This window comes from Prevotella heparinolytica (assembly GCF_004342845.1).
Classification (GTDB): domain Bacteria; phylum Bacteroidota; class Bacteroidia; order Bacteroidales; family Bacteroidaceae; genus Bacteroides; species Bacteroides heparinolyticus.
On the sequence record NZ_SLXB01000016.1, the window covers coordinates 81,177 to 92,161 of the forward strand.

General features: G+C 49.9%; 8 protein-coding genes. 3 read left to right on the forward strand and 5 right to left on the reverse strand.

Translation table 11 applies throughout. The annotated features are described in order from the left end of the window. Positions 1 to 19 precede the first annotated feature (19 nt). Together EV202_RS09205 and EV202_RS09210 are read left to right on the forward strand one after the other, a co-directional pair. Positions 20 to 1,762, forward strand: coding sequence for a phospho-sugar mutase (locus EV202_RS09205; RefSeq protein ID WP_106070170.1), 1,743 nt, complete (start codon positions 20 to 22; stop codon positions 1,760 to 1,762). A 404-nt stretch (positions 1,763 to 2,166) separates the two neighbouring features. Next, on the forward strand, positions 2,167 to 3,834 hold the full coding sequence (locus EV202_RS09210; RefSeq protein WP_131926841.1) for a putative transporter: 1,668 nt from the start codon (positions 2,167 to 2,169) through the stop codon (positions 3,832 to 3,834). A 19-nt stretch (positions 3,835 to 3,853) separates the two neighbouring features. Here EV202_RS09210 and EV202_RS09215 read toward each other — a convergent pair whose 3' ends face one another. From EV202_RS09215 to gmd, 5 genes are all read right to left on the reverse strand, one after another. Continuing rightward, a complete protein-coding gene (locus tag EV202_RS09215; protein WP_131926843.1) occupies positions 3,854 to 5,092 on the reverse strand; it encodes an LA_2272 family surface repeat-containing protein in 1,239 nt (412 codons plus the stop codon). 9 nt (positions 5,093 to 5,101) lie between these two features. After that, complete coding sequence (locus tag EV202_RS09220; protein WP_106070173.1) at positions 5,102 to 6,640, reverse strand: sulfatase; 1,539 nt, start codon at positions 6,638 to 6,640, stop codon at positions 5,102 to 5,104. A 6-nt stretch (positions 6,641 to 6,646) separates the two neighbouring features. Continuing rightward, on the reverse strand, positions 6,647 to 8,305 hold the full coding sequence (locus tag EV202_RS09225) for a long-chain fatty acid--CoA ligase (RefSeq protein WP_131926845.1): 1,659 nt from the start codon (positions 8,303 to 8,305) through the stop codon (positions 6,647 to 6,649). A gap of 111 nt (positions 8,306 to 8,416) precedes the next feature. Beyond that, the gene (locus EV202_RS09230) at positions 8,417 to 9,499 is read right to left on the reverse strand and encodes a GDP-L-fucose synthase family protein (RefSeq protein WP_131926847.1); all 1,083 of its coding nucleotides are present in this window, start codon (positions 9,497 to 9,499) and stop codon (positions 8,417 to 8,419) included. A 21-nt stretch (positions 9,500 to 9,520) separates the two neighbouring features. Then, positions 9,521 to 10,597, reverse strand: a complete 1,077-nt coding sequence (gene gmd, locus EV202_RS09235) for a GDP-mannose 4,6-dehydratase (protein ID WP_131926849.1) — start codon at positions 10,595 to 10,597, stop codon at positions 9,521 to 9,523. Between the two features lie 152 nt (positions 10,598 to 10,749). Between gmd and EV202_RS09240 the strand changes: the two genes are divergently transcribed. Continuing rightward, positions 10,750 to 10,985 (forward strand): hypothetical protein (locus tag EV202_RS09240; protein WP_207903439.1); only part of this gene is annotated, 236 nt, incomplete at its 3' end.

Below are 10,985 nucleotides of genomic sequence, written 5' to 3' on the forward strand. Positions count from 1 at the left end.
AATATCAAAATACAGTCTTATGGAAAATCAAGAACTGATTAAACTGGTCACGGAGAAAGCCGAGAAATGGCTTACGCCGGCTTATGACGCCGAGACGCAGGCGGAAGTGAAACGCATGTTGCAGAATCCCGATAAAACCGAATTGATAGATAGCTTCTATAAAGATTTGGAATTTGGAACGGGTGGTTTGCGTGGCATCATGGGAGCGGGAAGCAACCGCATGAATATCTATACGGTAGGTGCCGCTACCCAAGGTTTGTCCAACTACCTGAACAAGTGCTTTGCCGGCAAGGGGCAAATCTCCGTTGTGGTGGGGCACGACTGCCGTAACAACAGCGATAAGTTTGCCAAAATCACTGCCGATATTTTCTCGGCAAACGGCATCAAGGTGTATCTTTTTGATGATTTGCGGCCTACTCCCGAAGTATCGTTTGCCATTCGTCATTTCGGTTGCCAAAGCGGTATCAATATCACTGCAAGCCATAATCCGAGAGAATACAACGGCTACAAGGCTTATTGGGATGATGGTGCACAAGTACTTGCACCGCACGATACGGCTATCATCGACGAGGTGAATAAGGTGAAGGTGGCCGACATCAAGTTCAACGGAAACAAGGATTTGATTCAGAGCATCGGCAAGGAAGTGGATGAGATTTACCTGAAACAGGTGCATACCATTTCCATCGATCCGGAGGTAATCAAACGGCAGAAGAATCTCAGCATCGTATATACTCCGCTTCACGGCGCCGGTAGAGTGCTGATTCCCGATTCACTGAAAGTGTGGGGATTTGAAAACGTGAACTGCGTGCCCGAACAAATGGTGAAGGATGGCAATTTCCCGACCGTTGTTTCTCCCAATCCGGAAAATGCGGAGGCCCTGACTTTGGCCATTGCTCTGGCGAAGAAGATAGATGCCGACATCGTAATGGCAAGCGACCCGGATGCCGACCGTGTAGGTATGGCTTGCAAGGATAGCAAGGGCGAGTGGGTACTTATCAACGGCAACCAGACTTGCCTCATTTTCTTGTACTATATCATCAAGAACCGCATTGCAATGGGCAAGATGAAGCCCAATGATTTCATCGTCAAAACCATTGTCACCACCGAACTCATCAAGGCTGTGGCCGACAAGAACAAGATTGAAATGCGCGATTGCTACACCGGTTTCAAATGGATAGCCCGTGAGATTCGCATAAGCGAAGGCAAGCAGCAATACATTGGCGGAGGTGAAGAAAGCTACGGTTTCCTTGCCGAAGACTTTGTGCGTGATAAAGACGCCGTTTCGGCATGTTCGCTGCTGGCCGAGATTTGTGCTTGGGCAAAGGATCAGGGCAAAACGTTGTATGACGTGCTGATGGATATTTATGTAGAATACGGGTTCTCTCAAGAAACAACCGTCAACGTAGTGAAACCGGGTAAGAGCGGTGCGGAAGAAATCAAGGCCATGATGGATAACTTCCGTGCTAATTCACCGAAAGAAATCGGTGGTTCGGCCGTATGTTTGGTGAAGGACTACAAAACCTTGAAAGCTACGGATGCGCGAGGAAACGTAACCGAATTGGATATGCCGGAACCTTCGAACGTGCTTCAATTCTTTACGGAAGACGGTACGAAGATTTCCGTTCGTCCGTCGGGCACGGAGCCTAAAATCAAGTTTTATATCGAGGTGAAAGGCGAAATGGGATGTCCTAAGTGTTATGCTGCAACGAATGCCGAAGCGGAGAAGAAGGTGGAAGCCGTGCGCAAATCGCTTGGCATCTGATAAAAAATATCGTTGAACAGGAAAGGAGAGGGTGCGGCCGAAATTGAGGTTGCACCCTTTTTTAGTTCTTCGACAGAAGTTTGTCTTTCTTTCCTTTTATTTTACAAACTTTTTGAAGCTCCACTTGTTTCCCTATGCTTTTTTATTCACTCCCTGACTGAATGGGATTCAGTCGGCGACTGAAACCATTTCAGTCACTGAGTGAAACCATTTCAGTCGCCGACTGATTGTACCCCTCTCAGAATACCTTCTGGAGTGGGTGGAGAAGAGATGCGGGCATCGCATTCTGATGGTAATAAATCGTTACTTAAACCGACGGCTTCCCGGATTGTCCATTTACTTTCATTCCTTATATCGGAATTTTACATTATCTTTGTGCACTGAATATGTAAATTAAGTGTATAGTGGATTGGCTATATGATTTATTTGTCGAACATTCCGCTTTGCAGGCGGTTGTTATACTCTCGTTGATTGCCGCCATCGGGCTGGGCTTGGGAAAGTTGCGCTTTTTCGGCATATCTTTGGGAGTGACCTTCGTTTTCTTTGCCGGCATCATTGCCGGGCACTTCGGATTATCCATCGATTCGCAGATGCTTAATTATGCGGAAAGCTTCGGGCTGGTGATATTTGTGTATGCGTTGGGATTGCAGGTAGGTCCCGGCTTTTTCAGCTCTTTCCGGAAAGGAGGGGTACAACTGAATATGCTGGCTGTGGGAGTGATACTCATCGGCACTTTGATGACCGTATTGGGCAGTTATGCGCTGCAAATATCTCTTCCGGACATGGTGGGCATCCTTTGCGGTGCGACGACGAATACTCCTGCGCTGGGTGCAGCGCAGCAGACGCTGAAACAGATGGGATTGGAATCCAGTACGCCGGCTTTGGGCTGTGCGGTGGCATACCCGCTGGGGGTGGTCGGAGTGATTTTGGCGGTACTGGCAATCCGTAAGGCGCTGGTACGTAAAGAAGACTTGGAACTGAAGGAAAAGGAAGACGTGAACAAGCCTTACATTGTAGCCTTTCAGGTACATAATCCGGCCATATTCAATAAGAGTATCAAAGAGGTAGGCGGACTGAACAGTTATCCGAAGTTCGTCATCTCCCGTTTGTGGCGGGATGGAAAGGTCAGCATTCCCACTTCCGAGAAAGTGATAAAGGAGGGCGACCGGCTTTTGGTGATAACCTCGGAGAAAGATACTCCGGCACTGACCGTACTCTTCGGCGAGCAGGAGCATACCGATTGGAATAAGGAAGATATAGACTGGAACGCCATAGACAGCCAGTTGATATCGCAACGCATCGTAGTGACTCGTCCCGAACTGAACGGGAAGAAACTCGGCTCACTCCATCTGCGCAATCATTACGGCATCAATATCAGCAGGGTATATCGCAGTGGCGTGCAGTTGCTGGCCACGGCTGAACTGACATTGCAATTGGGCGACCGTCTCACCGTGGTGGGAGAGGCAGCTGCCATACAAAATGTAGAAAAAGTATTGGGCAATGCTGTCAAAAGCCTGAAAGAGCCTAATCTGGTTGCCGTGTTTATAGGTATCGTCTTAGGTCTGGCATTGGGGGCAATTCCCATTTCCATACCGGGCATCAGCGCTCCCGTGCGTTTGGGGTTGGCTGGCGGACCGATTATTGTGGGCATTCTCATCGGCACATTCGGACCGCGGATGCACATGGTGACTTACGTCACGCGCAGTGCCAACCTGATGCTCCGTGCGCTGGGCCTGTCTCTCTATCTGGCATGTCTGGGGCTGGATGCCGGTGCACATTTCTTCGATACCGTGTTCCGTCCGGAAGGTTTGCTCTGGATTCTGGCAGGCTTCCTGCTCACGGTTGTTCCAGTGCTCATCATGGGCCTCGTTTCATTTAAGTGGATGAAAGTAGATTACGGAACAACGGCCGGCATGCTGTGCGGAAGCATGGCCAACCCGATGGCCTTGAACTATGCCAATGATACGATTCCCGGCGACAATCCGTCCGTGGCTTATGCCACGGTCTATCCACTGTGCATGTTCCTGCGGGTCATCATTGCGCAAGTACTGCTGATGTTTTTGCTTGGTTGATAAGAGTCGCCCTATACCTTTAATATTTGAACAACACTACTCCGGCTTCAACAATCACCCCCTTGTCGTAACATTTGTTTCGGGTGTAGTGGCGGCTGCTGCCGTAGCCTCCCGTAAGGAATATGCCGAGGCCGTCGTGTAGGCGGTACTCCAAATTGACACGGGCTTGCAGCGCATAGAGGCGTGCAGGTATCTCATCGTTTTTATTTTTGAACGTTTCAATGTGTTGATAGCCAAGGTCTCCGCTGATGAATAACTGCTTGTAGAGAGGAAGCTCAAGTCCGGCCCGGTAGAAAAGAGCTGCCGAAAACTTGTCGCCGAAATCCAGATAGTGAGTGCCACCACCCAGAATGGTATAAAACAGTTTGTTCTTGAATCGCGCTCCGGCATTCAGCTTGGTGGCATTGCCTGCAAAAAGCATCAACTGCACTTTAGTCTGCGGGTTGGCATTGACCAGCCCTAATTGAAATCCGTCCAGACTATTCTTGTAATAGTTGAAAAGGCCGATTTGCACCCCTTTGGCATGTACGGCCATATTGGCAGCGCCTATTTGCACCCCTTTGGCTGTGCCGCCAACCACGTTGCCTATGCCGGAAAACTGAATGCCTACCATGTTTCCGGCAATGATGTTGGCGAGGGCGGAAAGCTGCGCCCCATTCAGATGTTCGCCGACAATGTTTAACAAGCCTGCACCCGTAAATCCTTTCAGGCTTCCACCTGAAACGTTGGCCAATCCGGCAAGTTGCGCACCGGCAGCAGCATCACCATTGATATTCAACAAGCCGCCTATGCTGATACCGCGACTGTGGTTTCCGTTGATAGTTGCCAGTCCGGAAAGGGTCAATCCTTGCGCATTGTTTCCTGTGATGCCTACCAGTCCCGAAACCGATATTCCGGTAAGGCTGCCGTTGATATTGGTGATACCTGCTACTTGAATACCCCGCATTTTCCCCCCTACCATGTTCGAAAGGCCTGCCACTTGAATACCGTTCACTTCTTTACGCACAATGCTACCGAGCATATTGACTCCCAGACCGTTCAGACGATTCATCGAAGAGAATACACCCAAGTTGAGCCAAGTGCTTCCCGTGGTGTCAATGCGCTGAGTGGATATGTTTCTCCATAAAGAGATATTGATGCCTGCCGAAGTCTGATTAAGTCTCATCCGCATAGAGCCTTGTTCGCCGGAATAGTCTTGAGCGAGAGTTGCGCTTACAATGAGTAAAGACAGAAAGATGAGTGAAAAGATACGTTTCATTTTTGTTTTTTATATTTCATCCGGCCAAGGTGCAGGTTGCCGAGTGGCGCGAAGTATGGGTCGCTGTGCATCCACGGACCGAAGGTAATTACTTAATTTCTTTGACAACTTCCTGACAAGTCCGGGCTTTTCTCCGGATTTGTCATGCTTCTCATGTATGTCGGCAGAGATATTGAAAAGTTCGCGTTTACCGCTACCGAAATAATATATCAGTTTCCAGTTGCCCGAACGTATGGAGCAGGTAGCTCCGATGCCCGGCCCTGATGGTCCCCAACTGTTAGGGTAATGCCAATAGATATCACGGCTTTTCATTCTGCCTTTTCCGGTGAGTAGGGGCATAAAGCTTATTCCGTCGCGCTGCTGCACGGTTTTATAGTTATCTACACCTGCCATTTCAAGAATGGTAGGGAAGAAGTCTTCTATCATCAGATAATGGTCGGACTTAGTATTGGGAGTTATGACTCCCGGCCAGCGCACGATCATAGGCTCACGTATCCCACCCTCGTAAGCAGAACCTTTCCCGCTGTTGAGAGGAAAGTTCTGGATGTGTAGTTGCCCGGCGCGGGTATGGGCGGCCAGACCGCCGTTGTCGGACATAAAGATAAGCACAGTATTGTCAGCCAAGTTGTTTTTGTCCAGATAGTCCATGATGTCCCCCAAGCTTTTGTCCATACCTTCTATGAGGGTGGCATACGCTGCCTCAACCGGAGGAAGCCCCTTATCCAGATACTTCCGGTAGAAACGCATATCAGGCTGTATGGGAGTATGGATGGCATAGTGTGCCATGTATAGAAAGAAAGGTTTATTTGTCTGCTGTGCCTTGTCCAATGCTTTCAGAGCTTCTATCGTAAGTGCTTCACTTAGGAAGATATCTGTGCCGTGATATTGCTCCAAACCGGGAACGGCGGCAGGAGGACTTATGCCATCAACCTTATTGCCGAAATTCTCTTTCCCATAATAGCTGGCAGGCGAGCCGGCAGCATGTCCGGCAATATTCACAGCAAAGCCCATTTTCAGAGGGTCGGCTCCGGGAGTACCTTCAGCACCGAAATGTGCTTTCCCACAATGAATGGTGTGATAACCGTTATCTTTGAGTAGCTGAGCTAAAGATGTGACTTGTGTGGAACGTTCCACACCGGCTTCCTGACAAATACCATTTACATTCCATGCGGGATATGTCAGGATGGAATCCGGCTCTTCGTGAGTCGTGTTTTTGCGCAACGTCCAACTGGTTACACGGTGTCTTGCCGCATTCATTCCGGTAAAGAGGCTGACACGTGTGGGAGAACTGACACTACAAGCATAGGCCTGCGTGAACATTCTGCCTTGTGCGGCCATCCGCTCCATGTTGGGAGTGTGGTAAATGTCGTTGTATTTGGTGCGTTGCGTCCAGAAAGGCAAGGAAGTATCTTGCCATCCCATATCGTCTACAAGGAATAAGATGATATTGGGAGGTTGCTGCGGAGTGGATGCAGCTGTGTCGTGACTTTCTGCCGCCATTCCGCACATCGGCAGTATGGCGGCAGATAATAACAGTTCTTTCTTCATTGTTTTTTATCCTTTGGCTTCTTGATACAAGAAACGTTTAATGGATTTCTTAGGTGTCTTTTCAAACTCTTCAGGGTAGATCTTCATTTTGGAAATCTGGCTGTATGCCGGCAGCTCGGCATTCAAGGCAATACGGTTCTCTTCCATGATGCGCTCCAAGTCGTCATTGTTGAGGCCGTGGGCAAAAGCGTCGTCAAAGTCGGGATATACCAGACCAACCAGCTTCTCGTTCTGTTGTACGATGATGCTTTCGGCCACATAAGGCTGGTTGTTCAACTTATCTTCTATCTCTTCGGGATAGATGTTCTGGCCGCTCGGGCCGAGAAGCATATTCTTGCTGCGTCCCTTGATGGTTACGTTGCCCTCGGCATCCATCAGAGCAAGGTCGCCGGTATGCAGCCAGCCGTCTTTGTCGAGCACCTGCTCGGTGGCCTCCGGATTTTTATAGTATCCCAGCATGACATTGGGACCACGACAAACGATTTCTCCCGGAACGTTTTCCGGATCGGGCGATAGGATTTTCACTTCCATGCGTGGTGCGGCCTTGCCACAAGAGCCGGGTTTGAAGCGAGACCAGTCTTCGTAGCATATGATGGGGGCGCATTCCGTCATGCCATAGCCCACCGTGTAGGGGAAATCTATTATTCTCAACAAATGTTCCACCTCCTGATTGAAGGCGGCGCCACCTATGATGACTTCGACAAAGTTTCCGCCGAAGGCCTGCATCATTTGTTCGCGTACGGTTGCTTTTATTTTGTCGTTGATGATGGGAACTTTCATCAACAGTTTCATGGCCGGTGTCTCCAGTTTGGGCAGTACGTTCTTCTTTATGATTTTCTCGATAATCAACGGGACGGCCACAATCAGATTCGGTTTTATTTCTGCAAATGCTTGGAAAATGATTTTCGGACTGGGCATGCGGGTCAGGAAGAAGATGTGGCATCCTGCGGCAAACTCATAGAGGAACTCGAATGCCAAACCGTACATGTGGGCCATGGGCAACATGGACACGAGCTTGTCTCCGGCTTTCAGTGACAGCACTTCAAAGGCAAAGGCGGTGTTCGACCAAAGGCTGCGGTAGGGCAACATCACTCCCTTTGAATAGCTGGTGGTGCCCGATGTATAGTTAATCACCGCCAACTCTTCGGGTTGGTCTTTATGGTAGCTGATATGTTCTTTGCGGAAATTTTTGGGATACCTTTTCCCGAACATTTCATTCAGATGTTCGCGGGCGTAATCCAGTTTCTCGCTGCGAGAGACGAGGATGGAGAAATCTGTCATCATCATGATGCCTTCCAGCAGAGGCATGGCGCTTTCGTTCAGGTTCTCCCATACCTGATCGCCTACAAACAGCAGTTTGGCTTCGGAGTGGTTCACGATGTTGTGCACATTGTCTGCCTTGAACTCATGTAGGATGGGAACAATGACGGCTCCGTAAGTCAGTGTGGCGAGGAAAGTCACGCCCCAGTGCGAACTGTTACGGCCGCATACGGCAATTTTATCGCCTTTCTTTATGCCGCTTGCCTCAAAAATGATATGCAGCTTTTCTATTTTGCGGGCCACATCTTTATACTGTAATGTGGCTCCTTTATAGTCGGTCAGGGAATCCAGATCCCAATTCTCTTTTATACTATTCTCTATATAGGCGATAAAGCTTTGTTCCATGATACAATTGCACATTTAGTTGAAATTTGCGCAAATATAAGGCTTTATATACAGAATGCAAACTTTTGAAGGAAAAAACGTTTTGTATAAGAGAGGGGAGGAGAAAATGTGTCACGACATGCACTGCAAATACCAGTCGTACATCCGTTGCACCCCTTCCTCGATTTCTATTTTGTGGTGCCAACCCAGTGCATGCAGTTTCGACGGGTCTGTCAGCTTGCGCAGTGTGCCGTCGGGTTTGCTGCTGTCGAAGGCAAGCCGGCCTTGATAACCTACGGTGGCTACAATCAGCTCGGCCAATTGACGGATGCTGATTTCCTTACCCGTACCGATGTTGATGTGGCAGTTGCGTATTTCCTTTTCACCCGGTTGGCAAGTGTCTTTGAAGTCTACATGCTCCATGACGAAGACGCTGGCGTCTGCCATCTCTTCACTCCAGAGAAATTCGCGGAGAGGTGTTCCCGTTCCCCAAAGCTTCACCTCTTCCCGTTCTATTCCGTATTTGGCAAGGATGTTCAGTATCTCTTCCTTGCTGCTGTTGCCGTCAACACCCTCCACCGGGCGGAGATTCATGTCGCGGCATACGGCATCCCAATCTTCGCGTTTCAGGCAGTGGGCCAGATGTATCTTGCGAATCATGGCGGGGAGCACGTGGCTGCGTTCCAAATCGAAGTTGTCGTTAGGCCCGTACAGATTGGTGGGCATCACGGCAATGTAGTTGGTTCCATATTGCAGGTTGAAGCTTTCGCACATCTTCAGTCCGGCAATTTTGGCTATGGCGTATGGCTCGTTGGTATATTCCAGAGGCGAGGTGAGGAGTTCGTCTTCTCTCATCGGTTGCCGGGCATCGCGGGGGTAGATGCAGGTGCTACCCAGAAAAAGAAGTTTCTTCACATGATGCCTGAAACTCTCGCCTATGACGTTCTGCTGTATTTGCAGGTTCTTGTAAATGAAGTCGGCCCGGTAGATGCTGTTGGCCATGATGCCGCCCACGAAAGCGGCGGCAAGAAAGACATATTCCGGCTGTTCCTCGTCGAAGAAGCGGCGGACGGCTGCCCCGTCGAGCAGGTCGAGTTCGTTGTGGGTTTTTCCTACGAGGTTGGCATACCTCTTTTGCCGGAGGTTGTTCCAGATGGCAGACCCCACCAGCCCGCGGTGACCTGCCACATATATTTTGGCATTCTTATCTATCATAACAATATTCGCTTCTAAGCGTTATTCTTCTTTTGCTCTCAGGTGCAGTTTCTTCACGAACTCCATGTCGTGGGCCACCATGATGCGCACCAGTTCCTCGAAACCGGTCTGCTGCGGATTCCAGCCAAGCAGTGTTCTGGCTTTGGTGGGGTCTCCCAGAAGTTGCTCCACTTCGGCGGGACGGAAGTATTTCGGGTCTACCTCTACAAGCACTTTTCCCGTTCGGGTGTCGATGCCTTTTTCCTTTACGCCTTCGCCTTCCCAGCTCAGCTCGATGCCGGCTTCGCGGAAAGCCAGCGTGGCAAATTCGCGCACCGTGTGCATCTCGCCGGTGGCAATGACAAAATCTTCGGGAACATCGTGTTGCAGAATGAGCCACATACATTCCACGTAGTCGCGGGCATACCCCCAGTCGCGCCGGGCATCGAGATTGCCCAGATAGAGCTTATCCTGAAAGCCTTGTGCAATGCGTGCGGCGGCCAGTGTGATTTTCCTTGTCACGAACGTTTCGCCCCGGCGTTCGCTCTCATGGTTGAAGAGAATGCCGTTCACGGCAAACATGCCATAGCTTTCGCGATAGTTCTTGGTAATCCAGAAGCCGTATTGCTTGGCCACTCCGTAGGGGCTGCGCGGGTAGAAGGGAGTGGTCTCTTTCTGAGGTACCTCCTGCACCTTACCGAAGAGTTCGGAAGTAGAGGCCTGATAGATGCGCGTTTTCTTTTCCATGCCGAGGATGCGCACTGCCTCAAGCATGCGCAGCGTGCCCACGGCGTCGGTTTCGGCGGTATATTCGGGCACGTCGAACGATACTTTGACGTGGCTTTGTGCGGCAAGGTTGTATATTTCGTCGGGTTGTACTTGCTGGATGATGCGGATGAGCGAACTGCTGTCCGTCATGTCGCCATAGTGCAGGTTGATGGTGCGGCGTTGCTTCATGTCGCGCACCCATTCGTCGAAGTAGAGGTGCTCGATGCGGCCGGTGTTGAAAGAAGAAGAACGGCGCAGGATGCCGTGTACTTCATAACCTTTTTGAAGAAGAAACTCGGCCAGAAACGAACCGTCCTGACCGGTAATGCCTGAGATAAGAGCTTTTTTCATTCCGTATTGCTTTTTGATATCTGTTTTTCAGACTGCAATATTCGTCATTTTTAGGGAGATACGCAAATGCAACTCTTACATTTTTATCTCCCCCTTTCCTCATAATCCGTACTTTTGCCTGCGATTCATTAACCTAATAAACCATGATACAGATGTTCAGTATTCTATCTTATTTCAGGAGTGCGGACGGGCTTCAAAGAACCTGTTCCGCCGGCAAAAGAGACAAGGGAAAAGAAGAGAAAGCGGTGAAAGAGCGGCAGGAGGAGAAAGCGGATGCGAAGAAAAAGCTGCAGGAGAAAGAAGCGAAGGAAGGAAAGGATGCGGGGAAAGTGCGGAAAGCGCGTACCGCCTCTCCCACGCTTTCAAGTTTCGTCCGGGTGGCGGCCCG